This window comes from Mesorhizobium sp. AR10 (assembly GCF_024746795.1).
In the GTDB taxonomy this organism is placed as follows: domain Bacteria; phylum Pseudomonadota; class Alphaproteobacteria; order Rhizobiales; family Rhizobiaceae; genus Mesorhizobium.
In genome coordinates this window covers 2,479,441-2,500,744 of the sequence record NZ_CP080524.1, presented here as the reverse complement: position 1 = coordinate 2,500,744, position 21,304 = coordinate 2,479,441, and the positions used below count along the sequence as shown (strand labels likewise).

Annotated in this window: 21 protein-coding genes, 1 tRNA gene and 2 pseudogenes; 13 read left to right on the top strand and 11 right to left on the bottom strand. The window is 59.4% G+C overall.

Annotated features, from left to right (window positions below; genetic code table 11):
* Positions 1-21: 21 nt before the first annotated feature.
* The 3 genes from LHFGNBLO_RS15665 (at position 22) to LHFGNBLO_RS15655 (ending at position 2,155) form a co-directional block, all read left to right on the top strand.
* A complete protein-coding gene (locus tag LHFGNBLO_RS15665) occupies positions 22-810 on the top strand; it encodes a HugZ family protein (protein WP_258608783.1) in 789 nt (262 codons plus the stop codon).
* Positions 811-956: 146 nt separating this feature from the next.
* Positions 957-1,295: an ArsR/SmtB family transcription factor gene (locus LHFGNBLO_RS15660; RefSeq protein WP_258608781.1), complete on the top strand. Its 339-nt coding sequence runs from the start codon at positions 957-959 to the stop codon at positions 1,293-1,295.
* Positions 1,296-1,351: 56 nt separating this feature from the next.
* Positions 1,352-2,155 carry a TrmH family RNA methyltransferase gene (locus tag LHFGNBLO_RS15655; protein ID WP_258608779.1) on the top strand — a complete coding sequence of 268 codons (804 nt, stop codon included), beginning with the start codon at positions 1,352-1,354 and terminating at the stop codon, positions 2,153-2,155.
* Positions 2,156-2,278: 123 nt separating this feature from the next.
* Here LHFGNBLO_RS15655 and LHFGNBLO_RS15650 read toward each other — a convergent pair whose 3' ends face one another.
* Together LHFGNBLO_RS15650 and LHFGNBLO_RS15645 are read right to left on the bottom strand one after the other, a co-directional pair.
* The gene (locus tag LHFGNBLO_RS15650) at positions 2,279-3,436 is read right to left on the bottom strand and encodes a hypothetical protein (RefSeq protein WP_258608777.1); all 1,158 of its coding nucleotides are present in this window, start codon (positions 3,434-3,436) and stop codon (positions 2,279-2,281) included.
* 192 nt (positions 3,437-3,628) lie between these two features.
* Positions 3,629-4,165 carry a DUF1134 domain-containing protein gene (locus tag LHFGNBLO_RS15645; RefSeq protein WP_258608776.1) on the bottom strand — a complete coding sequence of 179 codons (537 nt, stop codon included), beginning with the start codon at positions 4,163-4,165 and terminating at the stop codon, positions 3,629-3,631.
* 417 nt (positions 4,166-4,582) lie between these two features.
* Between LHFGNBLO_RS15645 and chpT the strand changes: the two genes are divergently transcribed.
* Together chpT and LHFGNBLO_RS15635 are read left to right on the top strand one after the other, a co-directional pair.
* Positions 4,583-5,212 carry a histidine phosphotransferase ChpT gene (gene chpT, locus LHFGNBLO_RS15640; protein WP_258608774.1) on the top strand — a complete coding sequence of 210 codons (630 nt, stop codon included), beginning with the start codon at positions 4,583-4,585 and terminating at the stop codon, positions 5,210-5,212.
* 251 nt (positions 5,213-5,463) lie between these two features.
* A complete protein-coding gene (locus tag LHFGNBLO_RS15635) occupies positions 5,464-5,832 on the top strand; it encodes a response regulator (protein ID WP_258608766.1) in 369 nt (122 codons plus the stop codon).
* Between the two features lie 94 nt (positions 5,833-5,926).
* On the opposite strand, the gene ctrA is transcribed toward LHFGNBLO_RS15635, so the two are convergent.
* Positions 5,927-6,622 carry a response regulator transcription factor CtrA gene (gene ctrA / locus LHFGNBLO_RS15630; RefSeq protein ID WP_006203583.1) on the bottom strand — a complete coding sequence of 232 codons (696 nt, stop codon included), beginning with the start codon at positions 6,620-6,622 and terminating at the stop codon, positions 5,927-5,929.
* 449 nt (positions 6,623-7,071) lie between these two features.
* Here ctrA and LHFGNBLO_RS15625 point away from each other — a divergent pair, with 449 nt between their 5' ends.
* Positions 7,072-7,449, top strand: a complete 378-nt coding sequence (locus tag LHFGNBLO_RS15625; RefSeq protein WP_258608764.1) for a flagellar export protein FliJ — start codon at positions 7,072-7,074, stop codon at positions 7,447-7,449.
* Positions 7,450-7,552: 103 nt separating this feature from the next.
* On the opposite strand, the gene LHFGNBLO_RS15620 is transcribed toward LHFGNBLO_RS15625, so the two are convergent.
* Positions 7,553-7,957, bottom strand: a complete 405-nt coding sequence (locus LHFGNBLO_RS15620; protein WP_258608762.1) for a winged helix-turn-helix transcriptional regulator — start codon at positions 7,955-7,957, stop codon at positions 7,553-7,555.
* Between the two features lie 90 nt (positions 7,958-8,047).
* On the opposite strand from LHFGNBLO_RS15620, the gene LHFGNBLO_RS15615 reads away from it, so the two are divergent.
* Positions 8,048-8,974 (top strand): NADP-dependent oxidoreductase, encoded by a 927-nt coding sequence (locus LHFGNBLO_RS15615; RefSeq protein ID WP_258608760.1) that lies wholly within the window; start codon positions 8,048-8,050, stop codon positions 8,972-8,974.
* A gap of 72 nt (positions 8,975-9,046) precedes the next feature.
* Here the strand turns inward: LHFGNBLO_RS15615 and LHFGNBLO_RS15610 are convergent, their stop codons facing one another.
* Positions 9,047-9,322 carry a DUF1153 domain-containing protein gene (locus LHFGNBLO_RS15610; protein WP_006203587.1) on the bottom strand — a complete coding sequence of 92 codons (276 nt, stop codon included), beginning with the start codon at positions 9,320-9,322 and terminating at the stop codon, positions 9,047-9,049.
* Between the two features lie 258 nt (positions 9,323-9,580).
* On the opposite strand from LHFGNBLO_RS15610, the gene mnmA reads away from it, so the two are divergent.
* On the top strand, positions 9,581-10,771 hold the full coding sequence (mnmA, locus tag LHFGNBLO_RS15605; protein WP_258608757.1) for a tRNA 2-thiouridine(34) synthase MnmA: 1,191 nt from the start codon (positions 9,581-9,583) through the stop codon (positions 10,769-10,771).
* A 4-nt stretch (positions 10,772-10,775) separates the two neighbouring features.
* Here the strand turns inward: mnmA and LHFGNBLO_RS15600 are convergent, their stop codons facing one another.
* Positions 10,776-11,741, bottom strand: a complete 966-nt coding sequence (locus LHFGNBLO_RS15600) for a Gfo/Idh/MocA family protein (RefSeq protein WP_258608755.1) — start codon at positions 11,739-11,741, stop codon at positions 10,776-10,778.
* A gap of 238 nt (positions 11,742-11,979) precedes the next feature.
* Between LHFGNBLO_RS15600 and LHFGNBLO_RS15595 the strand changes: the two genes are divergently transcribed.
* From LHFGNBLO_RS15595 to LHFGNBLO_RS15585, 3 genes and pseudogenes are all read left to right on the top strand, one after another.
* A tRNA-Met gene (locus LHFGNBLO_RS15595) sits at positions 11,980-12,056 on the top strand.
* 150 nt (positions 12,057-12,206) lie between these two features.
* Positions 12,207-13,324 (top strand): annotated as a pseudogene (locus LHFGNBLO_RS15590) (ABC transporter substrate-binding protein); the annotation flags it as partial.
* A gap of 76 nt (positions 13,325-13,400) precedes the next feature.
* A pseudogene (locus LHFGNBLO_RS15585) lies at positions 13,401-14,056 on the top strand (IS5 family transposase); the annotation flags it as partial.
* 122 nt (positions 14,057-14,178) lie between these two features.
* Here LHFGNBLO_RS15585 and LHFGNBLO_RS15580 read toward each other — a convergent pair.
* The 5 genes from LHFGNBLO_RS15580 to LHFGNBLO_RS15560 all read right to left on the bottom strand — a co-directional run bounded on the left by LHFGNBLO_RS15580 (position 14,179) and on the right by LHFGNBLO_RS15560 (position 19,033).
* Positions 14,179-15,216, bottom strand: a complete 1,038-nt coding sequence (locus LHFGNBLO_RS15580) for a trans-3-hydroxy-L-proline dehydratase (protein ID WP_258608753.1) — start codon at positions 15,214-15,216, stop codon at positions 14,179-14,181.
* A 139-nt stretch (positions 15,217-15,355) separates the two neighbouring features.
* Complete coding sequence (locus tag LHFGNBLO_RS15575; protein WP_258608751.1) at positions 15,356-15,793, bottom strand: GNAT family N-acetyltransferase; 438 nt, start codon at positions 15,791-15,793, stop codon at positions 15,356-15,358.
* Positions 15,794-15,858: 65 nt separating this feature from the next.
* The gene (locus tag LHFGNBLO_RS15570; RefSeq protein ID WP_258608750.1) at positions 15,859-16,965 is read right to left on the bottom strand and encodes an Ldh family oxidoreductase; all 1,107 of its coding nucleotides are present in this window, start codon (positions 16,963-16,965) and stop codon (positions 15,859-15,861) included.
* Positions 16,875-17,621: a N,N-dimethylformamidase beta subunit family domain-containing protein gene (locus tag LHFGNBLO_RS15565; RefSeq protein ID WP_319944225.1), complete on the bottom strand. Its 747-nt coding sequence runs from the start codon at positions 17,619-17,621 to the stop codon at positions 16,875-16,877. The genes LHFGNBLO_RS15570 and LHFGNBLO_RS15565 overlap by 91 nt, the downstream gene beginning before the upstream one ends.
* A complete protein-coding gene (locus LHFGNBLO_RS15560; RefSeq protein ID WP_258608746.1) occupies positions 17,534-19,033 on the bottom strand; it encodes a N,N-dimethylformamidase beta subunit family domain-containing protein in 1,500 nt (499 codons plus the stop codon). The genes LHFGNBLO_RS15565 and LHFGNBLO_RS15560 overlap by 88 nt, the downstream gene beginning before the upstream one ends.
* Positions 19,034-19,375: 342 nt before the next feature.
* On the opposite strand from LHFGNBLO_RS15560, the gene LHFGNBLO_RS15555 reads away from it, so the two are divergent.
* Positions 19,376-20,041, top strand: coding sequence for a GntR family transcriptional regulator (locus LHFGNBLO_RS15555; protein WP_258608744.1), 666 nt, complete (start codon positions 19,376-19,378; stop codon positions 20,039-20,041).
* Positions 20,042-20,214: 173 nt separating this feature from the next.
* Positions 20,215-21,282 carry a trans-3-hydroxy-L-proline dehydratase gene (gene lhpH, locus LHFGNBLO_RS15550; RefSeq protein ID WP_413774689.1) on the top strand — a complete coding sequence of 356 codons (1,068 nt, stop codon included), beginning with the start codon at positions 20,215-20,217 and terminating at the stop codon, positions 21,280-21,282.
* Positions 21,283-21,304 lie beyond the last annotated feature (22 nt).

Sequence of the window (21,304 nt, the reverse complement as noted above, 5' to 3'; positions counted from 1 at the left end):
CAACTTATTGCGGTGAGCACAGTGGCCGATCGTAAGAAGGACGTGATCCGCGAGACCGACGCCGAGGCAGTCAGGCTGGCCAGCACCTTGATCCGCAGCGCTCGTTTTGGCGCACTGGCGGTGATTGAACCCGGCACCGGTTCGCCGCTGGCCAGCAGGGTCGGCATCGCCACCGACATCGATGGCGCGCCGCTGATCCTCGTGTCGATGCTGTCCGCCCACACGCGAGCGGTTCTCGCCGACCCGCGTTGCTCCTTGCTTGTCGGCGAACCCGGCAAAGGCGATCCGCTGGCGCACCCGCGATTGACGCTGGTCTGCCGGGCGGTGCGGCTTGAGCGTGGATCGAACGAGCACGTCCGCGCCGAGCGGCGTTATCTCAACCGCAATCCCAAGGCGAAACTCTATGCCGGGCTTGGCGACTTCTCGATCTTCCGCCTCGAGCCCGAGCGCGCCAGCCTCAATGGCGGCTTTGGCAAGGCCTATTTGCTCGATCGTTCGAATCTGATCGCCGCCGGACCGATCGTCGACGAACTTGCCGCCGGCGAACAATCAGCCCTCGACCACATGAATGCCGACCATCTCGACGCAATCGCCGTGTACGCGCGTCATTTCGCCAAGGCCAAAGGCGATGGCTGGACCCTCACCGGTTTCGACGCCGAAGGCATGGACCTGGCGTCGGGTGACAGCATTTGCCGGGTCTTTTTTCCTGAGCCCCTGAAGACGGCGCGCGACCTGCGGCATGTTCTGGTCGACATGGCCAGGACCGGACGGCAGCCGGCTATTCACAAAGTCGGTAGTTTATCGTCATAAATCGAAAGCAAGTCTTGAGATTTGGACGAAATGTTCTACGATTCCATATGTCGCTGATTCAGCAGCGCGTATCCAGAAGCGAGTCTATGGAATCAGACGCTATTGCCCCCATAGCGTTCGGATGAGCTGGAAAACATGGGGGATCGATGGTCTCGACCAAGCTAATTGCCAACGCCGGATCAGCGGCCACATTTCTCACGCTGATGGGCAACGAAAAACGGTTGTTGATCATGAGCTACCTGATCGACGGTGAAATGTCGGTCGGCGCCATCGCCGAAAAGGTCATGCTCAGCCAATCCGCTCTGTCGCAGCATCTGGCCAAGCTGCGGGCCCTCGATCTTGTCGAGACCCGCCGCGACCGGCAGATGATCTATTATTCCTGCAAATCCGGAGCTGTGCGCGAACTCCTCACCATGCTGGACGGCATTTTCGGCGAAGGTGAGTTATCCCAGATGGCCTACCGCCTGCGCCGCGCCGGGACTTGACCGGCAGGCCGGATCGTCCCTTACCTCGCTGACGGTTTTTCGTCCGCGAGGTGCACGTGGTTCCGGTCCATATCGATGATCCACAAGATCCGCGCGTCGCCGCCTATCTCGATATCCGCGAACGCGATCTCACCGGCCGGCACGGCCGCTTCATTGCCGAAGGCAAGGTGGTGCTGGACGTGCTGCTCTCGGCCGGGCGCTTTGCCGTTGAGTCGGTTCTGGTTCTTGAAAACCGGCTGGCCGGCCTCGATGAGACCTTGCGCAAGGCACCATTGGACCTTCCGGTCTATGTCGTGGCCAGCGAGGTCATGGACAGGATCGCCGGTTTTCACATGCACCGTGGCATATTGGCGATCGGCAGCAAGGGCACCTTGCAGCCGGCCGAGGCCTTGCTGGACACCTTGCCCGCCAGCGCGCTGTTGGTCGTACTGGTCGGCATCGCCAACCATGACAATATGGGTTCGATCTTCCGCAACGCCGCCGCCCTTGGCGCCGATGCCGTGCTTCTGGACGCGACCTGCTGCGATCCGCTGTACCGCAAGGCGATCCGCGTCTCGGTCGGCGCGGCGCTGAAAGTTCCCTTTGCATCGTTCGGCGACACCGCCGGCTTCACCGCGGCGCTCGACCGGCTGGGCTTCAGCCAGTTCGCCCTGTCGCCTCGCGGTCGAACCGACATTCGCGACGCGAGAAGAGTGGAACGACTGGCGCTCTATCTCGGCACGGAAGGTGAAGGCCTGCCCGCAAGCCTGCTCGCCCGGCTTCAGACGGTGCGGATCGACATGTCCAAGGGTTTCGACAGCCTGAATGTCGCTGCCGCATCAGCCATCGCCCTACATCACTTTTCCGCGATCAAGGCCTGATGCATGTCGGCCAAAAGCCTGCCTTCGGACTTGACCCGAGGGTGCGCAGCGGTTTTGGGACAGCGACATGCATCAAAACTTGGAGCGTGCCGACTGAACCCGTTCAACGCGACGCGCACTATCTCAATTTGTCGAAGCGGCCTTTTGCAGCGCCCGCACGCGGTCGGCGAGGCTGGTGGTCCCGGACCGCACGTCCTGAGATGCTGAAAGCGCCTTGGCGATCGGCGAGTCCGGCCCGTCGAGTTTCACCGTCAGATAGACGACCTCCGCCGCCAGTTGGTTCATCTGCTCGCGCAATGCCGCATTTGCGGCGCGCGCACCGTTGCCATCTTCGGATCTCGATGCTTCGATGGCGGCGATATCCATCTTCAGCCTCTTGTTCTCGCGCGCCAGCGTCGTCAGCCTGGCCTCCAGCCGCTCCCGGTCGCCGTCAAGCTTGGTGATCGCCTTGTCGATGTCGTCAGCCCTGGCGGGTTGATTATCCTGCTCTCCAACGGATCCCGCGGGCGGAGCATTTCCTGCGGCCTCGCCTTTCGATCGTTCGCGAAGCCGTGCGAGCTCCTTTTCGCGGCGATCAAGCTTGTCCTCGCGATCGGCAAGCGTTGCGAGCAGCCGCTCGAGCTTCTTGTCCAGTTCGGCGTTTCTTTTCTTCTCGGCCTTCAGGTCATCCCGGGCCGCCTTGCTTTCGGCCGCAATCTCCTGATTGCGCCTGTCCGCCTCCTTGCGCTGACCGCGCAGCGCCGAGATGTCGTTGGCAAGCTTTTCCAGTTCGGATTCCCGCGCCACGAGTTCGATCTGACGGCTGCTGGAAGAGAAGCTGGCCTCGTCATACATATGCTCCAGCTTCTCCAGTTCGAGTGCGCGCTTTTCCAATATGCGCTCCGTCTGTGCCAACCGGTCCGATAGGCGCTGCGACTGCTCCTCGCGCTGCCGAAGCGCTTCGCTCTTGGCTTCCAGTTCGGAAAGCGCCTGGTTCTTGTCCTTCCGCTCGACCGCCAGCCCCTTCAGCGCCTCATGCCCGCGATTGATCTCGACGAGCTGTTCGGCCGATTTCTCTCGCAGCGTCTTGACGCTTATTTCGAGCCGGCGCATCGACATCGCGAACTCGGCCCGGATGCGATCCTTGTCCGCCTGGATCTCGGTCAGAGTCTGCGGCACCGAAGCCTCGACGCGTTTGCGCGTCAAGGCGACGGCACGCCGCCAAATCGCCGGAGCAACCATCAGCACCAGAAAGCCGGCGCAGAGAAAGCCGAGGGCGAAGAACAGGATCGACTGGACCAAGGTGACTATCCGTTATGGATGGCAGAGAACCGCCAAAGCTGGACTTTGCCATCTTCGCATGACGGAAATCCAGTGCTGCGGCAAGGGTATGCCGCAGCAACGTTCAGCTTGTGCCTCACAAAATCCGGTCGATGCGCTGTCACGGCGAAGGTTCAGGCCAGGCCGGCATTACCTGAACACCGACAAGCAAGGTCAGAACGGGTTCCAGGTCGGCTTTTGCGTAAGCTTCAGATAGCCGAGATTGATGCCGAGCCGCGCACCGACGCCGGTCCGGATCGGTACAAGCAGAACCCTGTTGTTCTGCAGCACGTTGAAACCGACGCCCGCCACGACATAGGCGGAGCCGGCAACGCCGCCGAAGCGATTGTAAAGACTGGTCACATCATCGAGATTGTAGACTAGCATCATCACGCGCGATCCCTCGCCGCCGAAATCCCAGCCGAGCGACGGACCCTGCCAGAACACTTTGTGGTCGCCGGCATTTTTGGTGTAGAGCGTGCCTTCGCCATAGGTCAGGCCGCCGATCAACGCGCCGGAGCCCTCTTCGCCGAGCAGATAGCCGTTGGGCAGGCCATAGGAGGAAAAGATCTTCTCGACGACAGTGGCGAGCCCGCCCGATGTCGCCCCGAAGAATTTGTGACCGGAATCGACAATCTCCTGAGCGGTGTATTCCTGCGCCCGCGAAGCCGAGGTCGAAAAGACGAGGAGGCCCATGAGGGCAATCGCCATTGAGAAGACACGGAAAAAAGTCCGGTCTGAGATGACACGGAAAGGAGTCCGGTCGTAGAATCGGGAAAACATGCTTCCAATCTCCGTCAGGGAGCACTTTCGCCGACGCCTCGCACCCGTGCGGCTCTTTGGCGGCCGTTCGGGGTGACTGTTACGGGCAAACTATGCCGTAATCCTTTTTCAACCATTAAGTTCCCACATGAAGATGGCGGTTCGAAGGCTGTTTCGAACCGCCTGCGCAGGCGCGCCACCCTGCGTGAACACGCCATTTTCGCCGATGACAATTTTGGATTTGTTGCTGCACGCACGGGCGCTGTGTATTCAGAATGCTTGCGAAAGAGTGTGATTCGCGTGAACAGGCGCGACTGTTGATCGCCCGGCCATCAGGGCCATGAATTTTTAGCAGGGATTTCGTCGATGGCCGAGCTTTTCACCCTTTCCGCACCCGATCTCGCAGCGTTGTTGTGCAGCCGGGTCTGCCACGACATCATTTCGCCCGTCGGCGCCATAAACAACGGCCTAGAGCTGCTCGATGAAGGCGGTGCTGACGAAGACGCCATGAAACTGATCCGCCAGAGCGCCAAGAACGCTTCGGCCCGCCTGCAATTCGCCCGCATCGCCTTCGGCGCCGCCGGTTCGGCCGGCATGATGATCGACACCGGCGACGCCGAGGCCGTTGCCATCGCTTTCCTGAAGAACGAGAAGCCGGAACTGATCTGGAACGGACCCCGCGCGCTCTTGCCCAAAAACAAGGTCAAGTTGCTGCTCAACCTGCTTCTCGTTGCCAATGCCGCCATCCCGCGCGGCGGCAAGCTTGTGGTGACGCTGGAAAATCTCGACACCGAGCCACGTTTTGCACTTGCAGCAAGCGGCCCGATGCTGCGTGTGCCGCCGAAATTCCTGGAGCTGCATTCCGGTCACAAGCCCGAGGAGCCGATCGACGCCCATTCGGTTCAGCCCTACTACACGCTGCTCCTGGCGCGTGAGGCCAGCATGACGATATCGATCCACGCGACCGCCGAAGAGATCGTGCTTTCAGCGGCCTGAATTTTCGCCCCGATCGGCAGGAACAGATCAAGTGTTTGTTTCTGCTAATATTTACGACACCGGTTCGCAATTAAAGGCAAGCACGCTTCGCTGGCCTGGCCGCGCCGAACTGGCGACGAAAACGGTGCGTAATAGGCATCTTTGCAAAAACTTTACCTAACGGCTTTTCAGCTTCTTTACCAAATCGCTCTATGGTGCCTCGCAGATGCCCGGATGCCGCCGGTTCGCCCCATGGCTAAGAGGACCCGGAAATGAAACGCTGCATGTTCGTCGACGATTCAAGCGTCATCAGGAAAGTTGCAAAACGCATCCTTGGCGGCTCCGACATGGTGGTGATCGAAGCGGCCACCGGACTTGACGCCGTCGAGATGTGCGCTGCCGACATGCCTGATGTCATCGTTGTCGACGGTGCGTTGCCGGACATGCCGGCGGTGGACCTCATCCGCCGGGTCCGCGCCATGGAGGGCGCGATAAGGCCTCAGATCCTGATTTCACTGGTCGAGGTCGACGTCGCCTCGATCATGCGGGCAAAGCGTGCCGGCGCTCAAGGCTACCTGCTGAAGCCATTCAACCGGCCGCAGTTGCTCGAGCGTTTCCGCACCTTGAAAATCGCCGCCTGATTCGCTCGACCGCGATCGTCCAGCAACACATGCAAAAAACCCGGCCGAGGCCGGGTTTTTGTCGGGGAAAGTCAGTCGGACGGGCGTTTCTCGTTCAGGCGCTGACGCGAATATCTTCCGGTTCGCGCAGCACATAGCCGCGGCCCCAGACAGTCTCGATGTAATTCTGGCCGCCTGAAGCGGCGTCGAGCTTCTTGCGCAGCTTGCAGATGAAGACGTCGATGATCTTCAATTCCGGTTCGTCCATGCCGCCGTAGAGGTGGTTGAGGAACATTTCCTTGGTCAGCGTGGTGCCCTTGCGCAGCGAGAGCAGCTCCAGCATCTGGTATTCCTTGCCGGTCAGATGCACGCGCTGGCCGCCGACTTCAACGGTCTTGGCGTCGAGATTGACCACCAGGTCGCCAGTGGTGATGACCGACTGGGCATGACCCTTGGAACGCCGCACGATGGCGTGGATTCGCGCCACCAGCTCGTCTTTGTGGAATGGCTTGGTCATGTAGTCGTCGGCGCCGAAGCCGAGACCGCGCACCTTGTCCTCGATTCCGGCCATGCCGGACAGGATAAGGATCGGTGTCTTCACCTTGGAAAGGCGAAGTGTTCTCAAGACTTCATAACCCGACATATCGGGGAGGTTGAGATCGAGAAGGATGATATCGTAGTCGTAGAGCTTTCCGAGGTCGACACCTTCTTCGCCAAGGTCGGTCGTATAGACGTTAAAGCTTTCCGATTTAAGCATCAATTCGATGCTTTGTGCGGTTGCACTGTCATCTTCTATCAGCAGAACGCGCATTTCATTCCCCTTTTCTGCTGCCGGACCATTTCACGACCCGTCCGGGACCGGAGCAGTGATTGCCTGAACAGAAGGTGCCATCGAATGGTTAACAAAACCTAATTCCGCATCGAGGACGGTACCAGATTTTTTAACCCCTTTCTACACCTACTTGAATTTAATAACGAATCACAAAATCAAACCGCTAATGCAACACATTAATAAGCCGGACTAAGTGACTCCAGGGACTCGTCGGCCGTGCTTCCGTGTCGAAAGCCGGAATTTTTACCCGGCCTTAAGTCCTGGGCCGTATGATTAACAATGCCCGTAAACGAATGGTTACCGCCGGCAAAAAACTTTAGGAGTTTGTTTCCCATAGTTCCGGGAATGCCGGTGGAAACGGGTGGCACCAGGCCATTGCCGGGTGGATTGGACGATATGCAGGTGTGCGTTTCCGGGAGTACCGAATCATGAAGTCACGTGAGAACCTCGTTCGACTGAAGCAGTTTCAGGTGAATGAGAAGCGGCGGCAGCTGCTGCAGCTCGACATGATGATCGCCGAGTTCGAGCGCATGGCTGTCGAGCTGGAGCTTCAGATCACCGCCGAAGAAAAGAAGGCCGGCATCACCGACATCAATCATTTTGCCTACCCGACCTTCGCCAAGGCGGCGCGCTTGCGCCGCGACAACCTCAGAAATTCGCAAGGCGACCTCGCTCAGCAGCGAAGCGCTGCCGAATCATTACTCGGCGAAGCTGAAGCGGAGCTTTCCAAAGCGGAAATGCTCGAATCGCGCGACACCAAGATCCGCGACGCCGAATTGGGCGGTCGCAGCGCCATGATCGGCTGAAAACAGGACCTTGCACCCAGTCGGCGGTCGCAGCGTGGCGCTGCCGCTCGTCCAGCAAAACGCCCAAGGCTAGCAGCCCGATCCGGCACCTTGGACCCCAGCCTCAGGCTTGAGGCAGCAAATCCTCTTCGTGACCTCCGGCCGCCCGCGCGCGGGCATCCTTGATATCGGGTGCATGCTGCTCCGACCAGGATCTTATCTGATTGAGCAGTCCCGCCAGGTTCTGGCCGAGTTCGGTCAATTCATATTCGACCCGCGGCGGGATGACCGGAAAGATTTCGCGTCGCACCAGGCCGTCGCGTTCGAGGACCCGTAGCGTCTGCGTCAGCATCTTTGGCGTGATGCCTTCGAGCTTGCGCGCCAACTCGCCATTGCGCATCCGGCCCCGCCGCAGCGCGCAAACCGTCAGATAGACCCATTTGCTGGCCAGCATCTCCAACACGGTGTGCGAAGGGCACGTCCGCCGGAAGGCGTCGTAACCGAAGGGGCAATCGTCATCACTTTCCATGAGGTGCCTATATATAGAAAAGGTACATACTAGACAAGAGAATATTACTATCCAAATGATAGCGGCATCAACCAAGCAGGAGAGCCTCCCATGCGTGCTGTTATCCAGAATTCCGTCGGCGGACCCGACGTCCTTGTCAGCGCCGATCAGCCCAACCCGAAGCCAAAAGCCGGTGAGGTGCTTGTCCGCGTCAAGGCGGCCGGCATCAATCCGGTCGACGGCGCGGTGCGCGGCGGCCACTATCCGCTGCTCGGCGAACCGCCTTTCATCCTCGGTTGGGATATTTCGGGGACCATCGAGGCGCTGGGCGCAGGCGTGACCGGCCTCAAGGTCGGTGACGCCACATACGGCATGCCGCGCTTTCCCAAGCAGGCAGCGGCCTATGCCGAACTTGCCGTCTCGCCTGCCGACGAGATTGCGCTGAAACCGAAAAGCATCGACCACATCGATGCAGCGGCGCTGCCTCTGGCAGGCCTGACGGCCTGGCAAGGCCTGGTTCGCCATGGCGGAGTGAAACAAGGCCAGCGCGTGCTGATCCATGCCGGAGCCGGTGGTGTAGGACATCTGGCTGTCCAGATCGCGAAGGCGCGCGGCGCTTATGTCACCGCCACAGCCAGCCCGGAAAAGCTCGATTTCGTCCGCTTGCTCGGCGCTGACGAGGTCATCGACTACACCAAGGGTGATTTCACCGACAAAGTCCGCGAGCTCGACCTGGTGCTGGAAACACTGGGTGGCGAGCATGCGGAACGCTCATTGAAGGTGCTCAGGAACGGCGGCGTGCTGATCTCGCTGCTCAATGTCAGCGACGCCACCAAGACACAGGCCAAGGCGCGGAACATCCGTGTCGAGCGGATGTCCGTCGTGCCCGACCGCGAGGGCCTTGTGGAACTTGGCAAACTGGTCGATGCGGGGAAGCTGGCCGTTCACGTGGCGAAGACCTTTCCGCTCGAAGAAGCGGGCGCCGCCCATGCGTTTCTCGCCACCAGGCCGATCGGCAAGGTCGTACTGACGGTGTAAAACCGTCAGGCAATACAAAAAGGGGCGGTGTTGCCGCCCCTTTTCAGTGCAATAGTTGCTTTGCAGCGAAATCTAATGCCGGTATTGCTGAATGCGCGTCGTGCGCAGCCCGGCAAGGCCGTATTCGTCGATCGACGCCTGCCAGGACAGGAATTCCTCGGTTGTAAGCTTGTAGCGCTGACATGCCTCTTCGAGGCTCAAAAGCCCGCCTCGCACAGCCGCCACCACTTCCGCCTTGCGCCGGATAACCCAGCGACGAGTGTTCGTCGGCGGCAGATCGGCAATCGTAAGGGGGCTGCCGTCAGGCCCGATAACATATTTGACTCGCGGTCTAACCAGATCGGTCATCGTACTCTCTACAAAAAACTCAAAGACCCAATCCCCACCACATTACCGCCACAGCTTTAAAAATTGCCTAAGCAGACCCTAATGACTAGGTAAGGATCATGAACGCCGCGTTAGGCTTTTCGTCGGCATTTGAAATACCTGCCGGCAAGTCGGGAATTTGCTCGCAAAAATCGGCTGTCGCTCAAAGCTGGCGCACCCGGAGAGCTTGACCTATATTCGCGCCATTGGCATTCAAGCGCCGTGCAGTACGAAAGAACCATGAACAGCCTCGATCTTCCCGGACGCCCGCAAGACACCCGCATCGTCGTCGCAATGTCGGGCGGCGTCGATTCATCGGTCGTCGCCGGCTTGCTGAAGCGCGAAGGCTACGATGTCGTCGGCGTCACACTGCAGCTCTATGATCACGGCGCGGCAACGCACCGGGCCGGCTCATGCTGCGCCGGCCAGGACATCGACGACGCCCGCCGCGTTTCCGAGACGCTGGGCATCCCGCATTATGTGCTCGACTACGAGGAGCGCTTCCGCAAGGCGGTCATCGATCCTTTCGCCGAAAGCTACGTGGCCGGCGAAACCCCGATCCCTTGCGTCTCCTGCAACCAGACGGTGAAGTTCGCCGATCTTCTGGCGACCGCCAAGGAGCTTGGCGCCGACGCGCTGGCTACCGGCCACTACATCCGATCGGGCGCCAATGGCGCGCATCGCGCGCTGTACCGCCCGGTCGATGCCGATCGCGACCAGAGCTATTTCCTGTTTGCCACCACCCAGGCGCAGATCGACTATCTGCGCTTTCCGCTCGGTGGCTTGTCGAAGCCTGAGGTTCGCACCATTGCCGAGGACATGGGGCTGACTGTCGCCACCAAGCAGGACAGCCAGGACATCTGCTTCGTGCCGCAGGGCAAATATTCCGACATCATCGCCAAGCTGAAGCCGACTGCCGCCAATCCGGGCGACATCGTCCACATCGACGGCCGCGTGCTCGGCCGCCATGAAGGCATTTTGCGCTACACGATCGGTCAGCGCCGCGGCATCGGCATCGCCTCCGGCGAGCCGCTTTACGTCGTCCATCTCGACGCCGACCGCGCCCGCGTCATCGTCGGCCCGCGCGAGGCGCTGGAGACGCACAAGATCTATCTGCGCAACATGAACTGGCTGGGCGACGGGCAGCTCGCCGACATCCCGGCAGCCGGGCTGGAACTTTTCGCCAAGGTCCGCTCGACGCGCCCGCCGCGCCCGGCCGTGCTGCATCACCGTGCCGGCAGCACCTTTGTGGAGCTGGTCGACGGCGAGTCCGGCATCGCGCCCGGTCAGGCCTGCGTGCTCTATTCGGACGACGGCAACGAGGCCCGCGTCTTCGGCGGCGGCTTCATCGAGCGCTCCGAGCGTGGCGCCGAGGCGGAAGCCATGCTGACGCGTCTGGCAGCGCGCCCGGCGCAGGTTCCCGCCGAGTAAATCTTCAGGAACTGGATTTGGTGTGCGTAACCGTGCCCGCGGTCAGGATGCGCAGCACCCTGATGGCTTCCTCGCCGCTGGTGCGCGGTTCGGCCCGCGTTTCGATGCACTGGATGAAGTGCTCGAGCTCACGCGTCAGCGGCATGCCTTGCGCAACAGCCACATAGGACGGTTCATTGGCGGTGAAGGCCCACTGGCCGCTGTCCTGCCACACGGCGTGGCGGTAGACGGCCAGCTTTCGCTCCCATGGCTCGACATCGTCGAACACCGCCATTGCCTTGGTGCCGACCACGGTCAGCCGCCTCTCGCGATAGGGATTGAGCCGTGAGGTGAAGAGATGGCTGCGCAGGCCGTTGGGAAAACGCATGTGCAGATGCGCGAAATCGCTGAGATTGTCGAGCAAGGCAGCCCCCTCGCCCCGCACCTCGATCGGCTCCGTGCCGGTGATCGCCAGGATCATCGACAGATCGTGCGGCGCCAGATCCCACAGCGCGTCATTCTCGGTGTGGAACTTGCCGAGCCCGAGCCGGTGCGAATGGATATATCGCACCTCGCCGAGCTCGCCATTGTCGATCAGCGCCTTCAGCGTCTCGAAGGCGGGATGAAAGCGCAGCACGTGGCCGACCATGAAGACGCGGCCATTGTCCTTTGCCGCCTGCACCGAGCGCTCGGCATCGGCCACCGTCAGCGCAATCGGCTTTTCCACCAGCACGTCCTTGCCACCCATGACGGCGCGTACCGCCATGTCGGCATGGAACTGCGGCGGCAGCGCCATGACGATGGCGTCGATGTCGTCGTGAACGAACAACTGCTCTGGCTCGATCGCCAGGCAATCCTGTTCGCTGGCAAAACCTTCCGCGCGGGCGCTATTGAGGTCCGAGACCGCGTGCAGCGCGCCGAGCGCCTTGAGGGTGCGGATGTGGTTGCTGCCCCAGTATCCGCAACCGAGGACTGCGATGCGCGGTTTCATTGTTTTCAACTCTAGAATTTCTTGGCCGAGACATAGCGACGTGCCCCGTCGAACTCAACCCCGGTATCTCAGCTCAAATGTCTGCCCGGCAAAGCTTTTCGGCGACGCGCGAATATGCCGACAGCCGGTTGCTTCGATGCTTGACAGGCTTGCCCTCCCAACCTTATATCCGCGCGACCTTGGCGAACGCCTCGACACGCCTTTCGATTTGAGGCGGATTTCGGGCCTTTCGCCCCCTGGCGGGGTAGCTCAGTTGGTTAGAGCACGGGAATCATAATCCTGGGGTCGGGGGTTCAAGTCCCTCTCCCGCTACCAAATCCTGATTAACCAACTGAAATATATAATAAATCTCTCCCTTCGGCGGTGACGCCCTCAGACGGAATTTGACCATCGTTTGGCCGGGGAGCAAGCGCTTGTTCGACTATCTGCCTTCAGGTTCGGGAAACTGCCTAGTCGAACCGCGCGAAGTCAAAATCCGGCGCCCTTGGTCTGATGCGCGGGATCGACACGATCAAAGCTGATGGCGACAGCGTTGTCATAGGTTTGAAAGATGGCGACGCTGATCTGCCCTATATCTTGGCGGACTATCATCTGGCGATCCAACCAAACGGGGGCAACGACGATCCCGCGGCAGGAATAGGAACCGGGCCATACAAGGTTTCGACCAACCAGCCGGGTGTGCGGCATGCTGGAGAGAAGTTTTCTGGATACTGGAATGGCGATGTAGGCCATGCCAGCGAGGTCGAGATCATTGTGATCAACGACACAACAGCTCGTACCGCCGCACTCCAGGGCGGTCAGGTCAATATGATCAATCGTGTCGAGCCGAAGATCGTCGATCTGATCAAACGAGTACCTGGCGTGACGATCCGCACGGTTGCAGGAAGGGGACATTACCTGTTCGTCGTTCACTGCGACACCGTGCCGTTCGACAACAATGACCTCAGGTTGGCGCTGAAATATGCGGTTGACCGCGACGAAATGGTCAAGAAAATTCTGAACGGCTATGGCAGCGTCGGCAATGATAGCCCCGATAAACGCGACTTATCCGCTCTACACGCAAAGCCGCCTTCCATTATAAGAAATCCGGACACAGCGGTTCAATCCTTCTGCGAACCTCCGAGGTCGCGTTTCCCGGCGCGGTCGATGCGGCGCAGCTTTATCAACAGAGCGCTTCCAGGGCGGGTATCAAGCTGGACATCAAGCGCGAACCTGGAGACGGCTACTGGTCAGAGGTGTGGAACAAGCAGCCATTTTGCGCTTCTTATTGGGGCGGGCGGCCAACGCAAGATCTCATGTACACGACGGGATATTATTCCAAGGCCGATTGGAACGAGACCCGATTCTTCCGCGATGATTTTGACAAGATGCTCCACCAGGCCCGCTCGGAGTTGGACGCTGAAAAACGCAAGAAACTATACGCTGACATGGGATCCATTGTCAGGAATGGTGGCGGGGCCGTCGTTCCCATGTTCAACGATTACATCGACGCAACCGGTCCAAATGTGGAGGGCTGGGTCGACGATCCAAATTTCGAAATGTCCGGTGGCTCAGCCTTGGTCCGCTGCTGGATGACCTCCTAGGACGTGTGGACTCTTGGGATTCCCAAGTGTGAGGGTCTGTGATTCAAAGCTGTCTTTTGGAGGCAGCGATGGGTGTTTTCGGGAAGCGGTCTTGTGGATCGTGCGTACCGGATCGCCGTGGCGCGATCTGCCCGATGTCTTCGGCGACTGGAACAGCGTGTTCCGCCGCTTCAGCCGCTGGAGCCATAAGGGTGTCTGGTGGCGCATCTTGGCGGCGATGTCGGACGATCCGGACTTCGAGTATCTGATCGTCGATTCCACGATCATCCGCGCCCATCAACATGCTTCGGGCGCCAAAAAAGGGGGTCTGAAGAGATCAGGCCCTTGGCCGTTCCCGCGGCGGCCTGAGCACCAAGATCCATATGGCCGTCAGAGGTCTCGGTTGCCCGGTGCGCTTCACCCTGACCGCCGGCCAACGGGGAGATTGCCCACAGGCTTATGCCCTGATCGACGGCTTGCCCGCCAAGGTCGTCATGGCCGACGCTGCCTACGACGCCGATCGCCTGCGTCAGGTGATCGCAGACAAGCACGCCGTGGCTGTCATCCCCAACAACCCGTCGCGGGCTCGAAAATACCCTATCGACAACCACCTCTACGCGCAGCGCCACCTGATCGAATGCTGCTTCTCAAAACTCAAACAGTTCCGACGCGTCGCAACACGCTTCGAGAAAACAGCAAGGAACTTGCCTCGCCGTCGTAACCCTCGCCGCTACAATCCTATGGATCAGATAAGTGTCCACAACTCCTAGCAGGCGGTTCGCCCTACCAAATCCTTTGCATAATCTCGTGCGGTCTGGCGACTCGGAGAGGAGGCCTGACTTGTTTTACCAGGAAGAGGCCGAACACCATCGCCTTCAGTTCACGTCCTCAGCCGGCCAAGTGTCAGAAAGCCGATAGCCGGTTGGAAACGGATCGGTTGGATCAAGCATGTGCTGGTGGATACCCGTTATCCACGCGCTTCCCGAAATAATCGGGACGATTCCGGCCCTGCCAGCCACCGAGACCTCTGACTCAATGTGACAGTCGAATTCGGATCCGATTATGGACTTTCCAACAAACCGTTGACCGATGCCGAGGCGACCCTTCGCATGCAGGATGGCCATCCGCGCCGAGCAGCCGGTGCCGCAAGGCGAACGGTCGATTTTTCCAGGGCGAATGGCAACTGCGTTGACGCCTATGAGCGTATTGTTGTCGGAGACAATCGGACCCGCAAATTGACAGAACGAAATATGATCCCAGTCAGAATTCTCAGGATGTGAGAAGCCAATCTGCTCATTCGCGGCCCGAGTTATCTTGACACCCAGTTCCGCAAGGTCGCGTGCCTCATCAGGGCGGACGGTAAAGCCGAGCGCCTCGGCATCGACAACCACGAAGCTGTCACCGCCATAGGCGATATCCACGGTCAAGGTGCCGATGCCGGCCACTTCGAGCTGCGCGTCGAGCTTGTCCGTGAACGATGCCACATTGCGCACGCTTATTTGCTCGGCCTTGCCGTTCCTGCAACGCGCAGTCACCTCAATGAGGCCTCCGGGTGGCTCGAGCACCATGCGCGTCTCCGGCTCCTGCATTGGTACCATGCCCGTCTCGAGCAGGACGGTCGCAACGCACATCGAATTCGAGCCCGACATGGGTGGGGTGTCCGCAGGTTCCATGATGATCCACCCAAACTGGGCGCCAGGCGTCTTTGGCGGCACCAACAGGTTCACATGCCTGAAGACGCCACCCCGAGGTTCGTTGAGAACAAAGTTCCGCAAGGTCTGGTCGGCGGCGATGAACCGGGACTGCTCCCACACCGTCTCACCCGGCGGAGATGCAACACCGCCAACGATCACGTCGCCGACCTCACCTGCAGTATGGCAACTTACGACGTGGACAACTTTCGAAGTGCGCATCGACGCCTCCCCTCTCATTTCGAATTGACCAATGGAATCCGCGCTGCTCGCGTCTGCGGCATCTGCCGCGCCGGACACGCAGGCTGCACCTTGGACGACCTCGTCTTGGATGCAGGCGAATGGAGCTTTGCTCTCGCCTCTAGGTGGACTGTCTCATGAAATAGAGGCCCGGCAGCTTATCCGTGAATCCCCATTTTTCATAGAAAGGCACCATGTCCTGTAGACAGTAGAGCTCTCGGTGCTTGACGTTGGCGAGTGCGGGATCATTCAGCACGGTCTCCATCAACAAGGCACCCAATCCCGTGCCGCGCCATGTGGTTTTGACGATGATGTCAAAGATCATCGCCTTGTAGACGCCATCCGTGATGGTGCGAGCGAATGCGACAAGATCGTCGCCCTCGGGATCCACGAACGCGAACATCGGCCCACCCAGTTGCAAGGCTCTTTCGGTGTCTGCCCGCGTTCGGCCCTTTGTCCACCATTCGGTCTGAAAGAGGGCCACCAGCTGGTCGGTCTGCGAGGAGGTAAGCGACCGCTTGAGGGCGAGGCGATTTTTGTCTTGAACAAGGTTGGTCATGCTGTTTCCAGTGACATTGGTTGTGAATTCCGATCCTGCGTTTCTTTCCGTGAGAAATCGTCTCGTCAGGCAGCCAAGGCTTTCAGTTGAAGAAGATTGTCCCCTGAGATTGGAATGCCGAAGCGTTCTGCGTTGAGGCGGCTTGCGTAGCGTCGTTGACCTGGCAACCGATCCTGGCCGGCATCGATCAGTCGTGAGCACAGATGCGAAACGCGCTGCGCAAATCCGGCGTTGCCGCCGCGCGTCGGGTCTATGACCATGAGCAACTGTCCAGCCTTCGGTGTCTGCGCACCGACGCATTCGCCAAAGTCGTTTTCGAAGGACAGTTGGCCGCCCGTCAATGCCCCGGCCATGAGCTCGACCAGGAACGCAATGGACGACCCCTTGTAGCCGCCGAAGGTGTTGAGCGCTCCGCCCGCCAAGACGGCATGGGGGTCCGTGGAAGGCCTTCCGGCACTGTCGACACCAGCCCCTGGCGGAAGCGGGGTGTTGGCAAGGGCATGAAGCCTAACCTCCCCATTGGCCATCACGCTTGTCGCCTGATCGACGACGAGTGGTTCGGCATTTGCCACAGGCGTTGCGAAGGCAATTGGGTTCGTTCCGTAGACCGGGGCGTGGCCGCCGTGCGGCACAACGTTGGCCAAACCGTTGACGAAGGTAAGCGCTAGCAAGCCTTCGCGGGCAAACGGCTCGACATCGGGCCAGAGCGCGCTGAAATGATGAGAATTTCGGATGGCAACGATCGCTATGCCCGTGCTTTCCACCGCGGTCTTGATGGCCTCCGCACCCGCGGCCAGGGCCGGTTGAGCGAAGCCGTTGCGTGCGTCGATACGAATGAAGGACGGACTTATCCGCTCGACGTCAGGTTCTGCCTTGCCGTCGACCCAGCCGGTTTCAAGGGATGCCAGATATCCGGGAATACGAAATATGCCATGACTGATGGCGCCGTCTCGCTCGCAGCCAGCGCAATTTGCGGCAAGAATATCGGCAGCGACGTTCGATGTTCCGTTGTTGAGAAAAATGTCCCGAAGGACAGATCGGAGATCGTTGAAACTGATGCGGAGTTCGCCCGGTCCCGTTGTCATTGCGGCGCCTCGAGAAATTTCCGCAGGCAATTTTCGAGAAGGCGCGAAACGTTGTTGTCGTAGCCATTGTGCGAAAGACTGCCGCAAAAGGTGATCGAACCCACGGCGAACAGGCCTCCGCCATTGTCCGCGATCCCGCAGACAATGTTCGAACGGATGCCGCCATAGGGTCGTGGATCTCCATCGAAGACGCCAGGCAGCAGCAGTTCTTCAAATGTGGTTTCGAACGTTGGCCCATGGCCTTCGGACGCGGCAACGACGCGTGCAAAATCTGGCGTCCCGAGATCCGCGGCGGCCTGGTCGATCTCAAATCCAGCAGCGCCACCGCCGGAGAGGCCGAAGTCGCCTATTCTCTGATCGTTCGGGATGCCGTCGAACAAGAACGACAGGTCGGCTTCAACCGACTCTTTGGTGCGGACATAGTAGGTTCCTTCAAAGGCGCCTTCGGCGGTGAAGCCGACGCCGGCGACCCTCTGCGGTGCTATGCCGTTGCGGCGCCACAATCCGCCATATTCGCCGTCGAGCTGATTGTAGTATTCTCCGGGCCGACTGGCCCAAACCCGCATGCCGCCTTCGGCCCGGCGAATCTCGATCATATGGGGTTCATTTGGACTGCGACCGATCTTCCAGTAGAAGCCGTTGCCGCCGAGATACATCAGCTTGCCGCCTCCCTCCCTGTAGGAGATGAGCGCATCAAGTGTCTGACGGGTGTGGTACTCCGGATGCGTCCCCGTGATGACCACATCATACCCGGACAGGCGTCCGCGCCGTCGCGATCCAGATCTTCGTCGGTCAAGACATCGAATGAAAAGCCTTTGACCCTTAGCCAATCCGTCAGATGGGAATCCGCGGAAAAATGGCGCATCCCCGAGCCATTTGCGTCGAAGTATGTGAGATATTGCGGGCGCATCGTCATGATCGGCCGCAGCCGCGATGACAGGGTTACGCCCGATCCGTCCGGATGGCGGTTGTAGGTGGAACAGCCAAAGGCGCCGATATTATCAGGATTGTGGGGGAATGCGTTCCACTCCTTGACCCGCGCTTCCAGCGCGCCGGAAAAATTGCCCCGAGCGTGGTTCGCGTAGGCCATGTAGGTGAATGTCGGCGCCAGGAACAAGATTCTTTGCCTGGGCAATTCCGGATTGCGCAGGACATAGAACGGAATGATGTCGGTGCCGACCCCGTTGTCGACCAAGAGACCATAGACGCCTGAGGGCACTTCTGCCGGCACCTCGATCGCTATCGTTGTTTCCCACTTGCAATCGCTCAGATCATCGGAATGGAAAGTGATCGCGGCATAGTCCTGCGGCGCAACCTTCCAATCCATGTCGCGGCCGGTCCAGCTTGAAGACCGGACAGCGCGCATCGGCATGTTGATCAGAGTAAGACGGCGCGACCGATCGACATTGTCCTCAACCCATTCGCGGCCGATGGTATTCGCGAGGGTCCAACTGGCCAGGACATCACCGCTGGCGTCGCTTACAACAGGTGCTTCGATCGATCCATTGAAGCAGTCTTCGGGATGCCCAATCCAGGTTGCCGCGAAGCAAGTGTGATCAACTTCGCGAAGCACATTCAAAACGTCGTGCGCTGCAACAGCGACTTCTGAGTTTTCGCGGGTGTGGATGACGGACCTGCGAGCGGAGACACCGTTCTCGTAGAAGGTGACGTTGAGCTTGGTCCATTCGTTCAATCGCAGATCGAGTTTCAGGTCGATGGTTACCTGAGGTTTCCGCAGCGCCTTGAGAAAGAGATTTCCGTCGACCAGAACCAGGGCCAAGCCCTTTGAGCCATCGGAATTCTGCAGCGAGAAAATGGTCTGGCTAGAGGCACTTGAAAGTCTTGGCTGGACGACAAGGCTGATGACCAGGCCCTGAATTTCAGGGCGTTTTGGAAAGGGTCCAATTGCGCAGGAGCCCAAATGAGCCCTCTGCTCGACCGCCCGATACCTCCGCTCCAATCCGAATTCGACCCGCTCGCGCTTTACTCCCGGGCCAGCCGGATTTGGGTCGCAGCAGTCCAACCTGAAGACGTTTGCCGCTACATCACGGTTACCCGCCGACGAAATCTTGAACTGAAGAATCTCACCGGCTTTCGCACTGAGGGGCGTCACGTAGCCGATGACTGCCGGCAGAGGATTGTGGGAATTGAGCATGTCGTACCAATACGAGAGACACCAAGCCGGTCTTCGGTGATGACGCAGACAACAGCTTGCAACGGCAAAACGCCTACGCTACATATCGCGCAGGATCGAATATCGTATACGCTATCCGATTTGTCAACGGGAGTTCGGATTGTCCCGGCCCCCCGGGCCCTCCTCGGGGAGCCCTTGGTACTGGACATCCGATTAACTCAACACTAAGTGGAATATTGTATACGTTTTGAGATTCGACCGGCGATGTGCAAGGTAAACACCAACTGCAGATATGTTCTGCGACCAAGCTCTAGATCGGACAGTTTCACGGACGCGCTGTAACTTGCGGACCTGGAGATACCATTGCCCCTGAACCCCGCAGGTCTGCCATCTCTCGGTTCCGCACCGACGGCCTCCGACCTCATCGCCAAGCACATGCGGGAAGCCATCATCACGGGCGAGTTTGACGAGGGGGAACCCATCCGTCAGGACGACGTCGCGAAACTGTTCGATGTCAGCAAGATACCGGTTCGGGAAGCGCTCAAGCGTCTCGAAGCCGAAGGCCTGGTGGAGTTCCAACGCAACCGTGGCGCTGTCGTCAGAAGTGTTTCGGAGCCCGAAATAGCGCAGATCTTCGAAGTAAGAGCCATGCTGGAGTCGAGCGCCTTGAAATTGTCGGTGCCGCACATGACGGCAAAGACGTTCCGGCGGGCTGAAGAATATTGTGATGCGTTCGCCCGGGAGACGAACGTTGCGCGATGGGCCGAGCTCAACTGGCAGTTCCACTCCTGCCTCTACGAAGACGCCAACCGAACCTTCCTGATGAACCTTATTCGGTCCGTTAACGACCGGATAGAGCGCTATCTACGCATCCAGATCACGCTTCAGGGCGGAACTGGCATTGATGACAGGGAACACCGCGAAATTCTTGCGGCTTGTCGCGACGGAGATGCCGATCGAGCGGCACAATTGCTGCATGACCACATCACCAAGGCATGCGCGTCCCTGCTGGCAAACATTCGCAAATAGACATTTCCAGGTTCCGCACTCCCTCCCACAGCCGGAAATCCTACATCGGCTTTCGAACCGGCAACTTTTGCCCTTGACGTCAACCGTTTATCGTATACGATATATTATGTAAGGTTCATTTTGTCCGAAGATACCTTGCCTTGAGGCCTGCGCCTCAAGGTGGGCACTGGTCAATGTTGCCTGCCCGCTACCTCCGTGACGGACTAGCGAGAGATACCGTTTTGGGGAGTGATATGAAGTACGAGAGGTTTTTGAACACTGTCGAGTTGCACACGTGCGGTGAGACATTCCGGCTGGTAACGCAGGGGCTCCCGAAAATCCCCGGCAAGACCATTTTGGAACGCAGCGCCTGGCTGAAGAAAAACGCGGATCAGTACAGGCGCGCCGTGATGCTTGAGCCGCGCGGCCATAAGGACCTCTACGGCGGCTACCTGACTTCCCCTGTCAATGAAGGAGCGGATTTCGGCATCATCTTCCTGAGCAATTTGGGCTACAGCCCGCATTGCGGTCATGGCGTCATCGCACTCGCGACCGCTGCGGTGGAGTTGGGCTGGATCGAGCGGGTTTCCCCGGAGACCCGTGTCGGCATCGACGCTCCTTGCGGTTTCATCGAAGCCTTTGTCGAATGGGATGGCGAGAGGGTTGGATCCGTTCGGTTCGTGAACGTGCCGTCATTCGTCTTCAAGCGGGATGTAACCGTCGATACTCCAACTTTCGGCCAGGTGACCGGTGACATTGCCTATGGCGGCGCAACATACTTCTACGTCGATGGGCGCCAGCACAACATCACCATTCGGGAGAAAGACCTGCAGAACATCACGCAGCTTGGCTACGAGATCAAGACTGCCGTGAACGCCAAGATGTCCGTCATTCATCCCGAAATTCCTGAGTTCAACGATGTCTACGGCGTCATGGTCCACGGCGCACCGCGCCATGAGGGATCAACGCAGGCCAATTGCTGCGTCTACGCCGATCGGGCGATCGACCGGTCCCCGACCGGATCAGGGACAGCCGGCCGAGTCGCGCAATTGTACCTGCGTGGGGAGCTAACCGCAGAAGACACTCTGGTGAACGAATCGATCATCGGGACGATCTTCAAAGGACGTGTTCTCAGCGAAACAAAGGTCGGGGAGTTCGACGCCGTCATTCCCGAAGTGAGCGGGCGGGCCTCGATCTGTGGCTTCGCGAACTGGGTCATCGATGAGGCCGATCCGCTGACCTATGGCTTCCTTGTACAGTAGTATCGTATACGATATTTCAGAT